Source organism: Alishewanella sp. SMS8 (assembly GCF_030737935.1).
GTDB classification, from domain to species: Bacteria; Pseudomonadota; Gammaproteobacteria; order Enterobacterales; family Alteromonadaceae; genus Alishewanella; species Alishewanella maricola.
On the sequence record NZ_JAPJEA010000002.1, the window covers coordinates 1 to 19,630 of the forward strand.

18 protein-coding genes and 1 tRNA gene are annotated in these 19,630 nt (G+C 43.7%); 6 read left to right on the forward strand and 13 right to left on the reverse strand.

Annotated features, from left to right (window positions below; all coding sequences use genetic code 11):
- Positions 1 to 175: 175 nt before the first annotated feature.
- On the reverse strand, positions 176 to 1,303 hold the full coding sequence (locus ORJ01_RS07610; protein ID WP_306177545.1) for a GNAT family N-acetyltransferase/peptidase C39 family protein: 1,128 nt from the start codon (positions 1,301 to 1,303) through the stop codon (positions 176 to 178).
- A 117-nt stretch (positions 1,304 to 1,420) separates the two neighbouring features.
- On the opposite strand from ORJ01_RS07610, the gene ORJ01_RS07615 reads away from it, so the two are divergent.
- Positions 1,421 to 2,887, forward strand: a complete 1,467-nt coding sequence (locus tag ORJ01_RS07615) for a RimK family protein (protein WP_306177546.1) — start codon at positions 1,421 to 1,423, stop codon at positions 2,885 to 2,887.
- Between the two features lie 70 nt (positions 2,888 to 2,957).
- On the opposite strand, the gene ORJ01_RS07620 is transcribed toward ORJ01_RS07615, so the two are convergent.
- The 5 genes from ORJ01_RS07620 to ORJ01_RS07640 form a co-directional block, all read right to left on the reverse strand.
- Positions 2,958 to 3,043 (reverse strand) — tRNA-Leu (locus ORJ01_RS07620).
- A gap of 122 nt (positions 3,044 to 3,165) precedes the next feature.
- A complete protein-coding gene (locus ORJ01_RS07625) occupies positions 3,166 to 4,116 on the reverse strand; it encodes an isopenicillin N synthase family oxygenase (RefSeq protein ID WP_306177547.1) in 951 nt (316 codons plus the stop codon).
- Between the two features lie 17 nt (positions 4,117 to 4,133).
- The gene (locus ORJ01_RS07630; protein ID WP_226752305.1) at positions 4,134 to 5,330 is read right to left on the reverse strand and encodes a NupC/NupG family nucleoside CNT transporter; all 1,197 of its coding nucleotides are present in this window, start codon (positions 5,328 to 5,330) and stop codon (positions 4,134 to 4,136) included.
- Between the two features lie 18 nt (positions 5,331 to 5,348).
- Positions 5,349 to 5,981 carry a uridine kinase gene (gene udk / locus ORJ01_RS07635; protein WP_226752304.1) on the reverse strand — a complete coding sequence of 211 codons (633 nt, stop codon included), beginning with the start codon at positions 5,979 to 5,981 and terminating at the stop codon, positions 5,349 to 5,351.
- A 126-nt stretch (positions 5,982 to 6,107) separates the two neighbouring features.
- On the reverse strand, positions 6,108 to 9,218 hold the full coding sequence (locus ORJ01_RS07640) for a TonB-dependent receptor (RefSeq protein WP_306177548.1): 3,111 nt from the start codon (positions 9,216 to 9,218) through the stop codon (positions 6,108 to 6,110).
- Between the two features lie 388 nt (positions 9,219 to 9,606).
- On the opposite strand from ORJ01_RS07640, the gene ORJ01_RS07645 reads away from it, so the two are divergent.
- Complete coding sequence (locus tag ORJ01_RS07645; RefSeq protein ID WP_306177549.1) at positions 9,607 to 10,794, forward strand: endonuclease/exonuclease/phosphatase family protein; 1,188 nt, start codon at positions 9,607 to 9,609, stop codon at positions 10,792 to 10,794.
- On the opposite strand, the gene rlmM is transcribed toward ORJ01_RS07645, so the two are convergent.
- The 6 genes from rlmM to mutY form a co-directional block, all read right to left on the reverse strand.
- Entirely contained in the window at positions 10,791 to 11,870 is a 1,080-nt protein-coding gene (rlmM, locus tag ORJ01_RS07650) for a 23S rRNA (cytidine(2498)-2'-O)-methyltransferase RlmM (protein WP_226752301.1), read from the reverse strand. The genes ORJ01_RS07645 and rlmM overlap by 4 nt on opposite strands.
- Positions 11,871 to 11,873: 3 nt before the next feature.
- Positions 11,874 to 12,245 carry a DUF423 domain-containing protein gene (locus ORJ01_RS07655; RefSeq protein ID WP_306177550.1) on the reverse strand — a complete coding sequence of 124 codons (372 nt, stop codon included), beginning with the start codon at positions 12,243 to 12,245 and terminating at the stop codon, positions 11,874 to 11,876.
- Positions 12,217 to 12,837, reverse strand: a complete 621-nt coding sequence (locus ORJ01_RS07660; RefSeq protein WP_306177551.1) for an alpha/beta family hydrolase — start codon at positions 12,835 to 12,837, stop codon at positions 12,217 to 12,219. Before ORJ01_RS07660 ends, ORJ01_RS07655 begins: the two co-directional genes overlap by 29 nt.
- Entirely contained in the window at positions 12,830 to 13,768 is a 939-nt protein-coding gene (locus ORJ01_RS07665) for a transcriptional regulator GcvA (RefSeq protein WP_306177552.1), read from the reverse strand. Before ORJ01_RS07665 ends, ORJ01_RS07660 begins: the two co-directional genes overlap by 8 nt.
- Positions 13,769 to 13,836: 68 nt before the next feature.
- Complete coding sequence (locus tag ORJ01_RS07670) at positions 13,837 to 14,103, reverse strand: oxidative damage protection protein (RefSeq protein WP_229586451.1); 267 nt, start codon at positions 14,101 to 14,103, stop codon at positions 13,837 to 13,839.
- A 12-nt stretch (positions 14,104 to 14,115) separates the two neighbouring features.
- Complete coding sequence (gene mutY / locus ORJ01_RS07675) at positions 14,116 to 15,174, reverse strand: A/G-specific adenine glycosylase (RefSeq protein ID WP_306177553.1); 1,059 nt, start codon at positions 15,172 to 15,174, stop codon at positions 14,116 to 14,118.
- 142 nt (positions 15,175 to 15,316) lie between these two features.
- Here mutY and trmB point away from each other — a divergent pair, with 142 nt between their 5' ends.
- The 3 genes from trmB to ORJ01_RS07690 are packed head-to-tail and all read left to right on the forward strand — an operon-like array spanning position 15,317 to position 17,393.
- On the forward strand, positions 15,317 to 16,054 hold the full coding sequence (trmB, locus tag ORJ01_RS07680) for a tRNA (guanosine(46)-N7)-methyltransferase TrmB (protein ID WP_306177554.1): 738 nt from the start codon (positions 15,317 to 15,319) through the stop codon (positions 16,052 to 16,054).
- On the forward strand, positions 16,054 to 17,061 hold the full coding sequence (locus ORJ01_RS07685; protein WP_306177555.1) for a methyltransferase: 1,008 nt from the start codon (positions 16,054 to 16,056) through the stop codon (positions 17,059 to 17,061). The genes trmB and ORJ01_RS07685 overlap by 1 nt, the downstream gene beginning before the upstream one ends.
- A 14-nt stretch (positions 17,062 to 17,075) precedes the next feature.
- A complete protein-coding gene (locus ORJ01_RS07690) occupies positions 17,076 to 17,393 on the forward strand; it encodes a hypothetical protein (protein ID WP_306177556.1) in 318 nt (105 codons plus the stop codon).
- Here ORJ01_RS07690 and ORJ01_RS07695 read toward each other — a convergent pair.
- Positions 17,390 to 17,791, reverse strand: coding sequence for a DUF3293 domain-containing protein (locus ORJ01_RS07695; protein ID WP_306177557.1), 402 nt, complete (start codon positions 17,789 to 17,791; stop codon positions 17,390 to 17,392). The genes ORJ01_RS07690 and ORJ01_RS07695 overlap by 4 nt on opposite strands.
- Positions 17,792 to 17,926: 135 nt before the next feature.
- Between ORJ01_RS07695 and ORJ01_RS07700 the strand changes: the two genes are divergently transcribed.
- Positions 17,927 to 19,555: a sensor histidine kinase gene (locus ORJ01_RS07700; protein WP_306177558.1), complete on the forward strand. Its 1,629-nt coding sequence runs from the start codon at positions 17,927 to 17,929 to the stop codon at positions 19,553 to 19,555.
- Positions 19,556 to 19,630 lie beyond the last annotated feature (75 nt).

Sequence of the window (19,630 nt, forward strand, 5' to 3'; positions counted from 1 at the left end):
AGCGTCTTTTTTAAAGATTTTTGCAACTTCGTTTTATCACCTCAGGTTTTGCTGAACTCTCGTTCGCCGCATCCCCCATGGCATGGCGCGCATTATAGGACCTTTTAAATATCCTGCAAGTGCTTTTTATTAAGGATTTAACTGACTGCTGAAAATCCCAGCAAAACGTTTATTATTAGCGCGATTTTATCGCAACAACCGCTTTTAAACGCTTTTTACCAAAGCCAAAGGCCTTTAGAAAAACCAAATGACTGATTGGAATGTATTGGCGCTCACTATTTGAGAGCCAAGGAATGTCTGCTACATCAGGATCATTAATATAGACGAAGAATTCATCTATGGCACATACCACTACCCAATGCGGTGCCTTGGAGCGATCAAATTGCCAGGTACTGATTAGTACTAACAAGATATAGCCCTGATCGAGTAACTGTTGGATCAAAACTAAGTTAGGCTCAACTATAGCTAACGGAATATTCGCAGTAAGCACCTTATTGTGATCGGCATGATAGACACGTTGCATAACCGCTTTCTTATCTGCGCTACGCACCGTATCTAGAAACAACGGCCCTGCTTGATTGACATATATTTTACTGGCGAATCCTCTGCGCTCAGCCGCTAACGCCAAACCATAAGGACCACAACCACCGTGACCTGATGTCATAAATACCGTAGTGGCTTCTCGCCAAATATCAATTTCTAAATGCTCTGGCGTATATTGCTCTGGCATAAAGTAATTAAAAGCCATTAATAAGCAAGCCGGACCACAAGTAAAAGGTGTCGATTGCGGTATATAAGGTACTACACGCTGATGTGCAATTGCTGGGAAATGATGGATTTGCTTCTGCATGCATAACGCATCGGTATGATCTTCATAAAAATCAAGTTTAACGCCAAAAGGATGGTAGCCCAGTTTTTGATATAAACGAATAGCCGCTGTATTATCCGGTCGAACTTCTAATCGCATAAAAGCGCAATGCCGTTCTAACGCTCTTTCTTCCGCATCTTTTAATAGCTGCGCAGCAATACCTGTGCCACGAGCACTGGGTAATAATGCAATCGAGTAAAGCCGAGCCAAACTTGTGCCACGCCGATAAAGCAGTAAGTAATAACCAACAATCTCGTTTTTATAACGCGCTATATATAAGTCACTGCGCTTTTCACTGATAAAACGCCGAAAACTGCGCACACTTAGCTTATCGGTGGTAAAACAAGCTTGCTCGATCTCAACCAAGGTCGCAATATCGGTAACTTCTGCGGCACAAATAGTTGATAAAGAAGGTTGAACTTGAGCATCTGACAATACGGACTCCTGCTGAGACACGTTAATTCTAATTTTATTAACTAGTATAGTAGCAATATGCCAGATCCTTTCCGATACTTGTGAAAGAACCTAAAATTCAAACAAACTGATGGTGTTATGGCAAAACTGATTATCGTTGTCGACAAACTGCAAGATTGGGCGCCCTTTTATCAATATGATGGGGTAATGAGTTTACCCGACTATTTAAAATGGCGACCAAAGCAAGCACAGCGAGTTAGAGTGATTAACTTATGTCGCCAAGCGCATTATCTCGGTACCGGTTATTACTGTTCGCTCTTAGCAGAAGCCAATAATCACCACGTAATGCCTTCATTAAGAGCTTTTAATAAATTTAATCGACATGAGATTTCAGAGCTTATTGAAGAACTGCCTGGCCAACTGCGCAGTCAACTGGCTAAAGCACTGACGGAGTCGACAGAAGAGCAGCTCACTTTTAATATCTATTTTGGTGAAACAGAACTTAAAGCTTTACGCAAATTTGCCAGCTATCTATTTGAAGCTTTGCCCGTTCCGGTGCTTAGGGTTGAGCTACAAAAAAAAATACAGTGGCAAATTAAGTCAATCAAGATAGGGGCGGTGCATAAATTAACGGAAACGGAACAAAGCTTTTTTGCCGAAGTGTTAGAACGCTACAGCCATAAAATATGGCGTTTAGAGCCTAAGAATCTTAAATTCAAATATGATTTGGCTGTGTTGACTAACCCCACTGAGAAATTCCCTCCCTGCACACCAAAATCTTTAGAGTTATTCGCTAAAGCGGCAAAACGCTCGGCAATGGATATCGAACATATTACTGCGAAAGATATGCAACGATTAGCCGAATTCGATGGTTTATTTATACGCGAAACGACTGCCGTTAATCATCATACCTTTCATATGGCGGTTAAAGCAGAGCGTGAAGGGTTAGCGGTGATTGATGATCCTAACTCGATATTGCGCTGTGGTAATAAAGTTTATCTACAAACCTTATTTCAACAACACAATGTGCCCAGCCCAGATGGCTTAATGTTATTTAAACATGACCACGATAACCTAGAAAAAGCAGCTGATGCCTTTGGTCTACCCTTGGTATTGAAGATCCCAGATGGCAGCTTTTCTCGGGGAGTTGTTAAAGTGTCTACGCTGACCGAATTTAAAGCTCAACTGGCCGCGTTGTTTGAGCAAAGTGCGATTATCTTGGCGCAGCGTTATACTTTTACCGATTTTGATTGGCGTATTGGGGTTTTAAATGGCCAACCGTTGTTTGCCTGTAAATACTTTATGGCAAGGAACCACTGGCAAATCTACAAACATGGTAAAACGAAAACACAAAGTGGTGGCTTTAGTACTTGTGCTATTGCCGACGTGCCGCAGCATGTGCTTGCTGCCGCACTCGCTGCCTGTAAACCTATTGGTGATAGTTTGTATGGTGTTGATTTAAAACAAGCGGGTGAACAAGTGTTTGTAATTGAGGTGAACGATAACCCGAACATTGATGATGGTGTCGAGGATCTTTATCTGGGAAATAAGTTGTACGATATGCTAGTAGAAGATTTTATTCGACGGATTGAATTAACACGCTAGCCCGTTGAGCAAAGCCCTTTACCAAAAAGTCGAACGCCAAAAAGCAAAAAACCGGCAAAAGCCGGTTAATTGGTGCAGATGGAGAGACTCGAACTCTCACGCCTTGTGGGCACAAACACCTGAAGCTTGCGTGTCTACCAATTCCACCACATCTGCGTTATGTTTGTGCACAGCACCTAACATGGCGTGCAGTATAGCGATTCAAATAAACTAGTCAACTACTCGATTCAACTATTCTGCACGTTTTTTCATGTTCGGTTATTTGCTGAGCAAAGCCTTTATGACTTCGCTTTTTTCAGCAAACCAATCTCTTCCAGCCGCTGCATTAAATAATCATTTGAGTTAATCGGCTCTGGATATAAATTTGGTCGTTTTTCACTAATACAGCTGTCTAACGTTTCAATAACAAAGTCAGGATTAGGATGCATAAAAAACGGAATAGAATAACGTGGCTCGCTCGCTGCCATTCCCGCTGGATTAACCACTCGATGCGTTGTCGACGGTAACACATGGTTAGTTAAGCGCTGCAACATATCACCGATATTCACCACTATAGTACCTTCAATGGTGGTAACCGGTAACCAGCTACCGTCACGGCGTAAAATCTCTAAACCAGCTTCGTTTGAACCAACGAGCAAAGTGATTAAATTAATATCTTCATGTTGGCCCGCACGGATCGATTGAGTTGCCGTATCTTTAATCGGTGGATAGTGGATAGCTCGTAGAATGGAGTTACCATAATTCACTTTATCTGCAAAATAGTGCTGATCTTGCTGTAGATACAAGGCTAACGCCTCTAATACGCGATTACCCAGTTTTTCTAACTCAGTAAATAAGGTTGAAGAGGCTTCTTTAAAGCCAGGTACTCCAGCCGGCCACATATTGGGATATAAACTGGGATGCGGTGCTGCACCATCCAGTTCACGACCAACATGCCAAAACTCTTTCAAATCTGGATGATTGGAATCTTTTGCTTTTTCAACACCTACTGCGGTATAACCCCGAGCACCACCTTGTTCAGGTTTGGCATACGAAGCTTTCAGCTCTGTCGGTAAGGCAAAAAATTGCTTGATGACCTTATAAGTATTCTCTACCACTTCATCTGGAATACCGTGGCCACTGATGCCACAAAATCCAAATTCAGTGTAGGCTTTGCCAATTTCGGCAACAAAGTTTTCTTTGTCGGTGGCAAACCGTCTTATATCTAACGTTGGAACATGCTGTGTCATATAAAAGACCTGTTTTTTTAGCCTAAGTAAAAAAAGAACCCTGCAATAGCAGCGCTCATTAAGTTCGCTAATGTTGCCGCAAGCAAAGCTTTTAAACCCAGCTCAGCAATATCAGCGCGACGAGATGGAGCCATACCGCCCAAACCGCCTAATAAAATAGCAATAGAAGAAAAGTTAGCAAAACCGCATAACGCTATTGTTACGATAACTTGCGTATGCGCACTTAACTGTTCCTTCACTTGCACAAAGTCGAGGTATGCGACAAATTCATTAATGACTAGCTTCTGGCCAATAAAACTACCGGCAGCACGGGCTTCATCCCAAGACACACCCAGAATAAAAGCTAAAGGCTGGAACACATAACCAAAGATAAGTTGTAAAGTAAGCCCTTCGAAACCAATCAGATTGCCGATACCGCCAACAATCCCGTTTACTAACGCAATTAACCCAACAAAAGCTAGTAACATCGCGCCAACATTTAAGGCCAGTTGCATACCACTTGACGCACCAGCTGCCGCCGCGTCAATTAAGTTAGTATGCGACTTTTCAGTACTAATTTCGTTGAGTTCATTCTTGGGCTGATCAGTTTCAGGGATCAAAATTTTGGCCATCAACAGACCTCCTGGTGCAGCCATAAAACTGGCGGCAATCAGATATTTCATTTCGATGCCGAGCAAAGCATAACCTGCCAAAACAGAACCAGCGACTGAAGCTAGCCCTCCCACCATGACAGCAAACAATTCAGAACGGGTCATGGAAGGGATAAAGGGCTTAACGACTAAAGGCGCTTCAGTTTGACCGACAAAAATATTACCCGCAGCGCTCATTGATTCTGGCCGACTAGTACCAAGTAACTTCTGCAACCCACCACCAATGATGTTAATGACAAATTTCATCACACCGATGTGGTAAAGCACAGCGATTAACGAGGAGAAAAATATAATGACGGTAAGTACGTTTATCGCAAACACAAACCGCCCCATATCACCGAATAAAAACTTTATACCTTCATTAGCGTATTGAATTACATTACTGACTGCAGCTGACATACTCAGCAGAACGTCTTTCCCAAATGGTATGTACAACACAAAGGCACCAATGGCTAATTGAATGGCAAAAGCACCACCAACAGTTCGCCATCTAATTCGGCTTCGGTTTTCTGAAGCAATATAAGCCACTAGTAACAGGGCAACAATGCCCACTAATCCCATCATACGTAATTTCCCTGATTGTTATTCTGCCAGTAACTGGCGAATTTTTGCTTTTATAATATCAATCGCTATCTGATTTTTACCACCACGGGTAACCACCAAGTCGGCATACTGTTTTGAAGGTGCAATAAACTCAAAAAAGGCGGGGCGAACGGTGCTTTCATACTGTTCAGTAACAGAGGCTAGGCTGCGGCCACGATCTTCTAGATCCCTTTTAATTCGACGTAATAAACAGATATCAAGTGGAGTATCCATAAACACCGTGATATCAAACTCATCACGCAAGCGTTCGTCGGTTAATAATAAAATACCTTCTACCAAAATTACTTTAGCAGCCTGCACTTTAATCGTTTCGTCTAAACGCGTATGAAGCTTGTAACTGTATTGCGGCATGGCGATGTTTTGACCGGCCCGCAATAATTTTAAATGTTCCACTAACAACGAATGTTCAAACGCAGAGGGATGATCATAATTCGTTAGTATACGTTGATCAAAAGACAAATGACTTTGATCACGGTAATAGGCATCTTCAGACAGAATAGCAATACGCTCACCACCTAGTTCAGCTACTAGTTCTTGGTAAACAGTTGATGCAAATAAGCTTTTACCGGAAGCCGAAGCGCCCGCTATGGCGATAATGGTATTCTTACCCACAAGATCACTTACTTTAAAGAAAACAGTTGGCGATTATCGCTAATTACGCTGCAGATATAAATAAAAAACTACTAAAAAAAATGCCAGTCAATTGACTGGCATTTTTATCATGCAATTAAGCAAGTATTAGAAAGTGTACTTCACACCTACTTTTAAACGCCAAGCGGAATCTTGTGTATAGAACTGATCCCAGTTATTGGTGTTGGTAGATGGGTTGCCATACACATATTGACGTGTTGCTGGGTCAATAGTGAATTCAAACAACTCGATAGTGCCGAAGTTACTGCCGTATACCTTGCCTTTAGTGCTATCCAGTAAGTTCAGGAAGTTATCGATAGTGAAGTAAACTAAACCTTTATGGCCTTCAACTAAACCTGGGATTTCTTGACGGATACTTAAATCAAGCGTGGTTACCCAAGGCGTGGTGCTGACACCACGTGGTAAATAACCACCGGCATATTGATCCAAGCCCAGCGCATTAATGGTGTTGAAGAATGTGGCTTCAGCTGCTGCTGAGGCAAAACGCACATTTGGATCACCTTGCGTTGGGATGTACGGCAGTAATGCATCACCGAAAGTACCTGGGCTGATCAGACCATATGGGTCACCAAGGCTTCCAACACGGTTACCATCAGCATAGTAAGTAATTGGTTTGCCTGAACGACGCTCGAAGAACATGTTCACGTTAGTTTTGTAACCGGCGAACAGTTCAGTTTCATAACCGAAGTTAATCACAAAACGGTGTTCAGTTTCAAACGCTGAACGGCCTAAGATAGCTTCGTTACGGTTAATTGCAGTGTTGAAACCGTAGTTACTGCCCGCAGTTGAACTGGTACTAGTGTGTGAGTCCGTAATATCTTGATTGGTGTAAGAGGTTGTTAAAGAAACACCACTATCCCACTTTTTAAATAATACTGTGCTGAAGATTTTAGAACGTCCATCTTTATCAGCATTGGTTAGCATTAAGTCGGTTGTTGTGCCATCTGGATCATTATAAATGATCCGGCCGCCATCTAAAGTGGTGCCATCTTCGTCACCCGTTAAGCTCGCATCAATCCAGAACGCAGTGTTTTCAGCTTTTTTGTACATAATTTCAGCTGTCCACAAAATATTGTCACCAATAATGGGTAGATCGAAGCTGTAATCAGTCGCTAACTGGAAACGCCAATCTGAAGGCAATTTGAAGTTAGGATCAGTAAAGTTTGTACCGGCGAAACGCGTAGATGTTGCTACTGTGTTTAGTACGTTTTGTGGTATTTCGCTGATGTCGATATTAGCTAAATCAGAACCGCTCGTTAAAGTCACTTCACCAATACCCACACCTGGGTTTGAATATGCGTTTGATACCCAAACAGTCGGTTGACCACCAGAGAAACGACCAACACCACCGCGAACCACTAAGTCATCAGCGGCATCCCAAGTAAAACCAAAACGTGGTAACACGATACCCGTGCCATCTAAGTTTTCAGTGTTAGGGAAACCCGTGCGCGCTTCAGACTGGCTGTTAGCTTTAGGTGTGTCACTTGATGCCAGCATCTCATAACGAATACCCATATCTAACACTAACTCTGGCGTCACAGCCCATTCGTCATGTACATAAATAGCATGTTCATCACGAGTAAAAGCCGCTGCAGCATCAACTGGATTTAAGCTAGTAGCGTTTTGGTAACGTAAGTAAGAAGCTTGACGATTGGCAAAGTCAGCAATACTGTCAAATCGGTATTCACCTTTAGTACGCTGTAAGAATAAGTTATAGATGTCTAAGCTTTTATACTGATAACCGAAGTTAATGCTGTGATCACCCAACAAGTAATCAGCATCCATAGCTAAAATTAATGATTCTTTATTCAGTTCATTTGAGTGACGAGAAACGTCTGAACCAATAGCAATGTTGCCTGTTGGGGTGAAAATGGTCACATCACCGAAATCACCGTACGATGCTTGTGTTGTCGGGTTATCGATATAAGTAATGCTGAACTGAGTAGAGAAGTCTGGCGTCCAATCTGAATAAAGTTTAAACGCATAGTTGTTTAACTCTTCTACCCGATCGTACCAGTGAGAAGATAAACGTAATTCACCGGCAAAACTTGAGGTGTTAGAGGTACGGTTACCTTTGCTATATTGATAGGTAAAAGCAGCACGATGGTCATTGCTAATGTTCCAGTCTAACTTTAACAAGAACTTTTCATCGTCAGTGACAGGAGAGATATCCCAAGCACCGGCATCTACACCGTAAACATCACGGGCAATTTGTTGAACTTGTAAATACTGAGCATTTGTTGCGTCAGTTTGGTTAGGCGCACCTGAACCTGCTGGGCCCCACTCAATTGGCGTATCCGCTTCATAAAACTCGTAAGAGGCGAAGAAAAACAATTTATCTTGAACGATAGCACCGCCTAAGGTTGCACCATAGGTTGTTTCATCAAAGGCTAACGGAATATCTTGACCACGGTTTTTCGGCGTGCCGGCCAATTTGTCATTCTGTGTTTCATAGAACAAAGAACCAAACATTTCATTCGCGCCTGACTTGGTCACCGCGTTAATTTTTGCACCTTGGAAACCGCTGTCTTTAGCGTTAAAAGGGGAAACGTCGATGGTAACTTGATCGATAGCATCTAAAGAAATAGGTGAACGCGTCGTTGGGTAACCGTTAGCGTTCAAACCGAAGTCATCGTTTTGCGCAATGCCGTCAACTGAAATGCTGTTAAAACGTGGGTTAGTACCCGCAACGCTTAACTCACCGTCTTTAGACGATAAAACTGCTAATGGGTTATTACGAACGATATCTTTAATATCACGGTCAAAACTTGGTGCGTTGGCAATGTCAGCCGCGCCAAAATAGCTGCTGCTACCTGTGTTATTACCAGTAGAAAGCGCACTGCCTGTAACTGCAATACGTTCAACTTGAGAAGATTCAAGCTGCGCATTTAAACGAAATGTCTCACCTAAGGAAATAAAAATATTTTCGTAAGTTTTTGTACCTTCGTTGCTGGTGATGGTTACAGTGTAAGGGCCGCCAACACGTAAACCAGAACTAGAGAAAGCACCTGAGTCGTTAGACACAGCAACAGAACGAGTACCTGAAGGTACGTGCAGAATTTCTACACGTGCATTAGAAGCAATTTGTCCAGTAGGGCTGACAATATTGCCGCGAATGGCAGAAGATGTATCGGCATAAGCCAAATTACTGACACCCAAGGCGAGTGTCACTGCCAACGCTAAATGTTTAATTTTCATATCGTTTTCACCTGGTAGTTGTGGGTTCTTAGCTAAATCCGATTTAGTTTTGTAAGATTGCTATCAATCTGCTGGCGAGCATAACGGACAAATATGTCATTTTCGTTACGTTTACCAAATTACGGGAACTTTTCTATTTTTGTATTGCCAAAGACTCCCCGTCATACGATTGTAACATGACAAATTTCTGAAGCGAATAATATGAGGCAAAAACGCTCAAAAAATATCTTTTTTTGACGATTAATTACTAATAAACACAAATCTTCATAAGCTATTCATACTTCTAATGTAAAATAACAAATTACATTTTTAAACAACCTAATCACTTCTTGATAGCCTCACTCACTTGGCGAGTCTAATGATAGGCTGTTAATTTTTAGGTAATGTTATGCATACAAAATTAATTCATGTTTTTATTATGGCGATGTTCACTATGCTACCCAGCTCACTCTTAGCACAACAAACGCTGAAGGTTGCCACCTTTAATGTCAGTATGGAAGCCGACAATTATCTGAAAAAGGGTGAAAAAGGCAGCCCACAAGTATTAATGGATGTGCTCGCCAGCAAAAATCATCCTCAAGTACAAAACATTGCGGCGATCATTCAGCGCGTAAGGCCTGATATCTTGTTACTCAATGAATTTGACTATATTGCCGATCCTGAGCAAGGCGTGCAGGCATTTATCAATAATTATCTGCAGCAAGCTCAAGCCGGTAGTAAAGCTATCGATTATCCCTACTTTTATTACCATACCGTCAATACCGGCCAACCCAGCCCTTATGATTTGGATAACAACGGTAAAGCGACTGGGGTTGGTAATGATGCTTGGGGCTTTGGTTTTTATCCCGGACAATATGGCATGGTTTTGTTGTCTAAATACCCTATCGTTGCTGAGCAAGTGCGCACATTTCAGCATTTCAAATGGAAAGACATGCCACAGCATTTGCCTACGTTAAAAGCTGATGGCATGCCTTGGTATAGTAAAGAAGCTTGGCAAGAGTTTCCGTTATCATCCAAGTCACATTGGGATGTGCCGGTGTTAGTGGGCGGCAAAACGGTGCATTTGCTGATCAGTCACCCCACGCCCCCTGTTTTTGACGGCCCGGAAAATCGCAATGGTAAACGTAATCACGACGAAATTCGCTTCTGGACTGATTATCTAACCGCTGAGACATCAGATTATATTTACGATGATCAAGGACAGCGCGGTGGTATTGCACAACAGCAACCCTTTGTGATCTTGGGTGATTTAAATGCCTCAGCCCAAGGCGAAGGAGATGCCTTATTAACCGGCATTGCGGGCTTAACAAGCCACCCGAGCGTTAACAATAGTGTGGTGCCGCAAAGTGTAGGTGGGTTAGAGCACAGCCCAGATCGTGAATTTGCGGCAAGTCACACTGCCAGTTGGCGGATGCGTGCTGATTATGTTTTACCATCGAAGCAGGGATTCAACATTAAAGACGCAGGTGTTTTTTGGCCCGCAAAAGATACCGCTGATTATTATTTGATTGGCACCCGAGAAGCCAGCTCAGACCATCGTTTAGTCTGGCTGGAACTCGAACTTACCGCGAATTAACGCTTAGCCAACGACAACACATGTACTGTGACTTCTTCTCGGTCATGGTACAAGTGTTTTACTTGTAACTCGTAACCTAAACCGGCCTGCTGTAAAATCTGTTCAAAATCAGCAAGGACTTCTTTGACCGTTTCGTAACGGCGTTTCATTGGCAATTTTAAGTTAAAGATCGTTTCCTGACACCAGCCTTTTACTAACCACGACGCAATTAAAGGAGCAACTCGCTGTGGTTGTTCAATCATGTCGCAAACCAACCAATAGACATTACGTTTCTTCGGTTCAAATTTAAAGCCATCCACCGTCTGGTGTTTAACTTGCCCGGTGTCCATTAATGAATCTGCCATCGGACCGTTATCAATAGCCGTAACCATCATGCTGCGTTTGACTAATTGGTAAGTCCAACCTCCCGGGCTTGCGCCTAAATCTACCGCATTCATGCCCGGCGCTAAACGGGTCTCCCATTCATCGCGCGGAATAAAACTCAAAAACGCTTCTTCTAGTTTTAAGGTACTGCGACTGGGCGCCTCTGCTGGAAACTTTAAGCGTAGAATGCCGTTTTCTAAAGAAGAGTTGTTTTCTGGGTAAGACAGGCCCAAATAGCCCTCGTTACCCGATATTAAAAACAAATGCAGTACTGCAGCACGCTTTTGCTCTTTGGGTAACATCACGCCCGCTTGGCGTAAAGCTTGACGCAAGGGTACCGTAAATTTACGCGCTAACGTCGACAAGGTTTTACCATCATTGGTATCTGGAAATTCCACCCGTAGCTCACCGCAACTGGTCACTTCTTGAGCTAAAGCGGCTTCTAACACCGGTGCAATACGATCGGTTGCCGGTAAGGTTAATGGCTCGGCCAATAACAGGATCCATTGACGGATAAAGATAAAGTCACGAAAGTCAAAATCACGATAAAACGCTCGCAAACTGTCTGCGTCGTAAGCCTCGAAAATAACAAAAGCGCTATTGGCTTTTAATTTACAAAAGCCAAAGACGTTAAAGGCTGCTGCCTGATCTTGAATTTCTGCCGCACATTCTTTCTCAAAACCTGCACGACAATAAAGCATTAACTGTTTCATTAATTAATCCCTGCGCCAGTTGGCGATTGCCAAAACCAGCCAGCCTAAAATAAAACTTTGACCGCCTAATGGTGCCAAAGCAGAAAAATAACCGGGTAATTGCAAAGCCCCGGCAAGTAACGTCCAACAAAATAACCAAATTCCCAGCTGCCATAACGCTGCGGTTAAGGCTAACAAGCGACTGCCGGTTTTTCTATCTAGTTGCAGCAAAGCCAAGCTATGCAACGCCAGTAATGCCAAGGCAATCACGATACGTGTTGCCGCATCGGGCGACAGTGCGCTTTGCCATAAATGCATCAGTAAAGCCGCTAAGGCCACCACCGCCGCACCATACAATGCCGCTAAACTACGGCTGAGTTTCATCCAAAATTGCATCAATGTACCTTCGTGTAATGCTAGCCGCCTCAATAATAAGCGAGGCTTGCGACTGACCACTGCTTTTTAACGGTTTAAAATCATGGTCGCCACTGTTTAACCAGTGCAAAATTACGCCTGGCCAATGTTTAGCGGCCACCTCGTTTCGCTTGCCAAAAGGGTCGCGCTCACCTTGCAAAATCACTAAGGGAACAGTCAGTTGATTAAAATGCGCCGTTCGCCAAACACTTTTACCCGGCGCATGAAACGGATAACCATAAACAAAGCAGCCCGCCAACATTGCCGCAGCCTCTGGATCTGCCGCTAGCATAGAGGCAATACGCCCGCCCATTGACTTACCCGCAATAAAACAAGGCTGACCATCGCGGGCAAACTGCTTTAATGCAGCCATTAATTCAGGTTGCAACAACGTGGCTTTGGGCGGCGGCCGTCTACTGCCACCGTCTAGTCGAGTTTGCATATAACCAAAATGAAATAAGCTTACTTCAATTTGCTCTGCAAAGAGCGCTGAACAAAGTTGCTGCATAAAGTCGCTGTGACAAGATGCCCCCGCCCCATGCGTTAATAACAACTTTACCGCTGTTTTACTCATCCAGCGCTACCGCATTGGTAAAATGCTGCTCGGTAAAATCGGCTTGCTCGGCCAACACCATATCAAGCATCCATTGACGAAACGCGGCAATTTTCCCCAATTCGGTTTGGCTTTCACGATGCACTAAGTAGTACGAGTCTTTGCTGATTAATACATGATTAAACGGCACAAACAATCGGCCAGAAGTGATATCAGGCCGAGCTAACACATTATGCGCCAAGGCAACACCTTGACCATGAATAGCAGCCTGCAGCACCATTGACGAATGACTAAAAATAGGCCCTTGATTAACGTTAAAGTTTTTAAAACCTTGGCTTGAAAACCACGATTTCCAAGCGCGGCGAGAGCCATCATGCAATAAGTTATGAAAGCGTAAATCGTCTGGCTCAAGTAATGGCTTATTGCCGTTAAGTAACAACGGTGAACATACCGGTAATAAGTATTCGGTATGCAGCTTTTCGGCCACCAGATTACGCCAATTGCCACGGCCATAATAAATCGCGACATCGACATCGTCGGTCAAAGAGCCTTCGTCTAAATCGACCGCTTTAATGCGCACATCGATATCAGGGTGCAACTCGCTAAACTGGTTCAAACGCGGCACTAACCATTGAATAGCAAAGCTCGGCTGCAAGCTAACCGTTAACGCACCTTTGGCACCACGCGCTAACAGCTTTTCAGTGGCGTCGTGTAATTGTAGGAAAATCTCTTTAATGTCTAAAAAATAACTCTGCCCTTCTTCCGTTAAGAGTAAAGAGCGGTTTTTACGCATAAAAAGTTTCAGCCCAAGATGATCTTCAAGCGCTTTAATTTGATGACTAATCGCAGCCTGAGTGACATACATTTCCTCTGCCGCCTTGGTAAAACTAAGATGCCGGGCGGCAGTTTCAAATGCCTTTAAAGCGTTAAGTGGTGGCAAACGGCGAGCCATAAAAATCCATTCATTAATTAGTCATCAGGCAAGTTCACGCTAAGCAGCAATGCGGTTTAGCACGGTGATTACTGCGGTTTGTAGCCTTCAATCTCAACGTCTTGACCCTCAAATAAAAAAGCCACCATTTGCTCTTCTAACAGTTTACGGTGTTCAACGTTCATCATATTTAATTTTTTTTCGTTAATCAGCATCACTTGCTTGGTTTGCCATTGCGCCCAGGCTTCTTTACTGATGTTATCAAAGACTCTTTTGCCTAATTCACCTGGGTAGAACTGAAAATCTAAACCCGGTGCTTCTTTTTTCAAAAACTGACAATAAACTGTTCGACTCATAAACTCATTTCCTTAATCAGGCGAATACATAGCGAGTTGCTGCAGCAGTTGTTTTGCCGGAGCAGACAAGCCAACCTCAGGTAAGGGGTCTATTGTAAACCAAGTTGCTGTAGATTGCTCCTGTACCATTGCGGGTAAGCGCTCAAGCTTGAGCAGCATGGGTTGGATCCATAGATGAAAATGGCTAAAAGTATGCCGAAACCCGGCCAACTCATGCTGTGGCATTGCGGCTAAACCTTGCAGTGCAAGATACTCATCACGTAACTCGGCACTGTTAAACTCCAGAAAACCAAATAAGCCGCCCCACAAACCACTTGCTGGACGTTGCAACATATAAACCTGCTGCTGATGTTGTAATAGCAACCAAAAACTTTGCTTCTCGGGTATGGCTTTTTTCGGTTTTTTGCCCGGATACAAGACTTGATCACCTTGTAATGCCGCCAAACAATGTCGTTGCAGTGGGCACTCGGCGCAGCGAGGTTTACTGCGACTACAAAGTGAGGCGCCCAAATCCATCATACCCTGGTTAAATTCAGCAAAAGTGTCGGCTGGGGTCAATTGCTCTGCCAACTGCCATAGTTGTTGCTCTACCTGTTTTTGTCCTGGCCAGCCGGCAATCCCGGCGAAACGCGCTAAGACTCTTTTACAGTTACCATCTAAAATGGGGTAATGCTGACCCAGCGCCAGCGATAAGATGGCGCCCGCCGTAGAACGGCCAATGCCAGGCAATGCAACAATTTGCTCGAAATCAGTAGGGAATTGCCCCGCATGCTCGGTAACAATTTCAACCGCCGCTTTATGGAGATTGCGGGCTCGAGCGTAATAACCTAAGCCAGTCCACAGATGTAACACCTCGTCAATTGGCGCTTGCGCCAAGCTTTGAATATCAGGGAAGCGCTGCACAAAACGTTCAAAATACGGGATCACTGTTGCTACCTGTGTTTGTTGCAACATCACTTCCGATAGCCAGGTTTTATAAGGGCTTTTTTGCACTTGCCATGGCAAGTTGTTGCGACCATGTTGCCGTTGCCAATGCACCAATTGCTCGGCAAACCACGTTGCGTACTGCACTATTTATTCTCCTCAAAGCCGCTTGCTATGCGCCGCCTAATTATGCTGTAGCGCAGTGTAGCAGATCAGCGCTATTTTATTAGGTTGAGCTTGAAGGCTATTCCAAGGATAATACGCCCCCATTTAGTGTACGGAGCAAAAAATGAGCACAGAGGACAACAACGCGCAGCGCGAGCAAAATGTATCGCCATCAACTGAAACCCCCTATCTGCGACGGATCCGATCTTTTGTGCTGCGTGAAGGCCGCCTAACTAAAGGTCAGCAACATGCTCTAGATAACTATTGGTCAGAATACGGCATTGATTATCAACCCAGTTTACTTGACCTTGACCAAGTGTTTGCGCGCTCAGCGCCACGAGTGCTTGAAATCGGCTTTGGTATGGGTAAATCGCTGGTGGCGATGGCGCAAGCGGCGACCGATCATGATTTTATCGGCATTGAAGTGCATCGGCCTGGTGTAGGCGCTTGTTTATCAGAAGCGGTAACACAACAAGTTAAAAACTTAAAAGTATTTGAGCATGATGCGGTAGAGGTTTTAGCGCATATGATCCCAGAGCAAAGCCTAGATACCGTGCAGCTGTTTTTCCCCGATCCATGGCATAAAAAACGCCATCACAAGCGTCGCATTGTCCAAGCTGAATTCGTGCAAGCGCTGCGTAGTAAACTGAAAATAGGCGGCGTGTTTCATATGGCCACCGATTGGGAAAACTACGCTGAGCATATGCTAGAAGTCATGCAACATGCCGAGGGATTTAGTAATTTATCGGCGAGCAATAACTATGTCGAGCGACCAGAACATCGCCCGCTGACCAAATTTGAACAACGTGGGCAGAAGCTTGGGCATGGTGTTTGGGATCTTATGTTTAAAAGGATAAGTTAATGCTTGCTAACACCAGTCAGCTGATTTTACGTAACCTCGCCGATTTAACTGGCGCTGTTCTTTTTGTTGAGCCTGAAGCCGACTTACTGTCGCATCAGTTGCACGAACTGTCTTCGTTCAGCTGTTTTACCACTGATGCGGCGGTCAATCATCAATGGCAACGCGCAGCTAAAAACGTTTACTTTAGCGCCGAACCGAAATTTACAGAACAATTTAATACCGTGGTGCTTTTCTACCCCAAAAGTAAAGAGCAACTGGCGGGTACCCTGCAATTAATTAGCAGGGCTTTAGCCGCGGACGCACAGCTATTCTTAGTGGGTGATAATAAAGGCGGTATTAAAAGTCTGGTCACGCACGCCGAGAAATTGGGTTTGCATGCGCACAAATTAGATAATGCCAAGCATTGTTTATGGTTTTCATTAAGCGGAGCGCTTGATTCTCTTCCTGCAAACCGGCTAAGTGAGTTCTCACTTACCTTAGCTAATAGCCCCCTTAAGGTGTGTTCGCTACCCGGCGTGTTTAATCATGGCAAACTGGATAAAGGCACGGCATTGCTGCTTGAACATGTAACGCATATTCAAGATGGTATGGTACTCGACTTTGCTTGTGGTGCCGGCATTATTGGTGCCTATTTAAAACAGCAGGCACCGGCCATTGAATTATACTGCTCTGATATCTCCGCATTAGCCGTAAATGCAACGGTTGCGACGTTAAAAGCGAATGGTTTAAAAGGCGAAGTGGTCGCGGCGGATGGTTTGCCGGCACACCCCTTAACCTTTAAACATATTGTTAGCAACCCGCCGTTTCATACTGGAATTAAAACCGATTACAGCATCAGCGAAGCCTTGATCAGTCAAAGCGTACAACGCCTGCAAAAAGGCGGTACGCTGACGGTAGTGGCCAATAACCACTTAGCTTATCAGCAACTGTTTGAACAAGCCTTTGGTAAAGTTAACGTTCTGGCGAAACGCCATGGTTTTGTGATATACCAAGCGGTAAAGCATTAATTAAAAGGTTAATTATGCCGATTGGAGCACGATTATTGTTACTGTTACTCTTAGCCTGCAGTGCCGAGTTATCGGCTGAGCAGGTTAAGAGTTGCTTACAGTCCAGTTTGCGTAATACCGCCTGCCCACATCAAATTTATCGAGCCGTGCAATTGCCCGATGTGAATAAAATGGCAGTACGCTGTATTTGCGTAACCGATTTTAGCCCACTGCTCGCCCCTGCCACGACACCTGAAGCGCGACTTGCTCAACTGCGTTTAAAGCAGCAATTACAAAGCGATTTACCAATTGAGGTTGAAGCGATATTACAAGTGTTACGACGTGAGCGTTAAGCCGGTAACAGCACCAAACGATTAGCGAAGCCACCTAAGTACTCTTCTGGCTGTTGCATTAAAACTGGCACGAGATACAGCTCATTCTTATCAACCCAAAAAATCGCATTTTGCGTAAACAATCGCCCAAGTGCAATCGCTTGGATTTTATCGCACAACACCATCCAACTTCTTTCTTCAAAGGAACGATCTGGGGCCGAGCCGATAACCGAGCGATACGCTAAGCCGGTTTGCTGCAGCTGTGCTTGCAGTTGTTTATCCAGCAAGCGGTTGTACACGGCGGGTAAATTAACTCCTGCGGGGTTTTGTGCACTCACAATGGCAAAGCTAAGATGCGTGGCTAAACGTTGATGACATAAAAAGATACTGTTTTTGTAATGTTGCCACAGTTCCATCATCACACTCCTAACTGATTGCTCGTGATTACTATAAACCGCGAAAATAATTTTTCCAGTAACTCTTTGCAAAAAGCCAATATATGTTTAGCATCAAACACAAGTTTAGTGAGTCAACAAGGAAGTCCTGCCTACAAAATGACAGTTAAAGCCCGAGCCACCTCAATGAAAGCCGCTTTAATTTGGTTAGTTATGCTGATTTGTAGCATTACTTTGGCATTAACCTTGTTTCTCACGAATTATCTGGATTACCTGCGACAAAACACGCAACAACAAAACCAATTCAGTTCCTTGCTCAACATTATTGCAGTGAATGCCCAATCCAATTTACAACACAATAAACCAGAGCTAGAAGAACAACGCCTTAAAGCATTAGATTCGATACCAATGATTAAATATGTCCATATTTATCAATGGGATGCTTCTGAAAACAAACTCAATTTTTTTGCCAGTTTTAATAAAGCAGATAGCGCTGCTTTACCTTCCCAACAGCATCGAGTCGAACACTTAACCACGTTAGCGATTAATGATGATTTGATGGAGCAAAGCAAAGCCATCCTGCTAAATGACAAGTTGCTTGGTTATGTTTATTTAAGAGCAAGCCGCCAAGAACTGTTAAGCTCGCAGCGCCAGCAAACACTGATAAACCTGCTGATTGCCGCCATGGCGCTGATATTATGCTTTTTTCTGGCATTTAAGCTTTTAAAATACTTTACCAAACCTATTAATACCTTATTGGCATTAGTACATCAGGTCGCCCGCAGTAAAGAGTACAGTGTGCGCGCCCCGGCCACTGAATTAACCGAGTTTAATCAGCTAAACCGGGCCTTTAATACCATGATGGATCGTATTGAAAATGAGCTGCACAAACGCGAACATGCCGAGCAAGAAATTAAACAATTAAACCAAAACCTCGAGCAGACAGTGACTGAGCGTACACTGGCATTAAAAACCTCCAATCAAGAGTTATTGAACACCCTAGCAACCTTACATAAATATCAAACGCAAATTGTCGAAACCGAGAAAATGGCCAGTCTCGGGCAAATGGTGGCGGGCATTGCCCATGAAGTGAATACTCCTATTGGGTTAGGCGTAACCGCGTCAACCTTAATGCAAGATCGTATTCAAGATATCGAACGCGCATTTGCCGATAAAAAACTCACGGCTAATCAATTAGAACGCTTTTTGGCTGATAGCAAAGAAAACCTTGGCATTATTTATAGAAATTTGGAGCGGGCGGCCGGTTTAATCAGCAGCTTTAAACAGGTAGCAGTAGATCAGTCTAACGAAAATCAGCGGCGCTTTAATTTAAAACAGTTGATTAATGAAGTGTTATTGTCATTAAGACCTCATTTGAAAAAAACACCGCATCAACTGACTGTGCAATGTCCAGAGGACTTATTTATTATCAGCAAACCAGGGCCCATCAACCAAATCTTAATTAACCTGATTATGAACAGCCTTATTCATGCTTACGAGCCTAATAGCCAAGGTCATATTCTGATCAGTGCCGAGCAGCGCCAAAATCGCTGTTACTTGTGTTACAAAGATGATGGTAAAGGTGTGCCTGAGCATATTCGTAAACGTATTTTTGATCCCTTTGTTACCACTAAGCGCGGAGAGGGGGGTAGCGGTTTGGGTATGCACTTGGTCTACAACCTTGTTACTCAAGCTTTAAATGGCAACATTCACCTAGATAGTCAATTAGGGAACGGTGTAACAATTGATATCGACTTCCCCACCAGCGCACAGCCGCTGAAAAAGTAATTTCATTAACGATTGAAATATAAAGACTTAGTCATACTCTAATCGACAGTATCGGCAAATGTTAACAAAAATCTT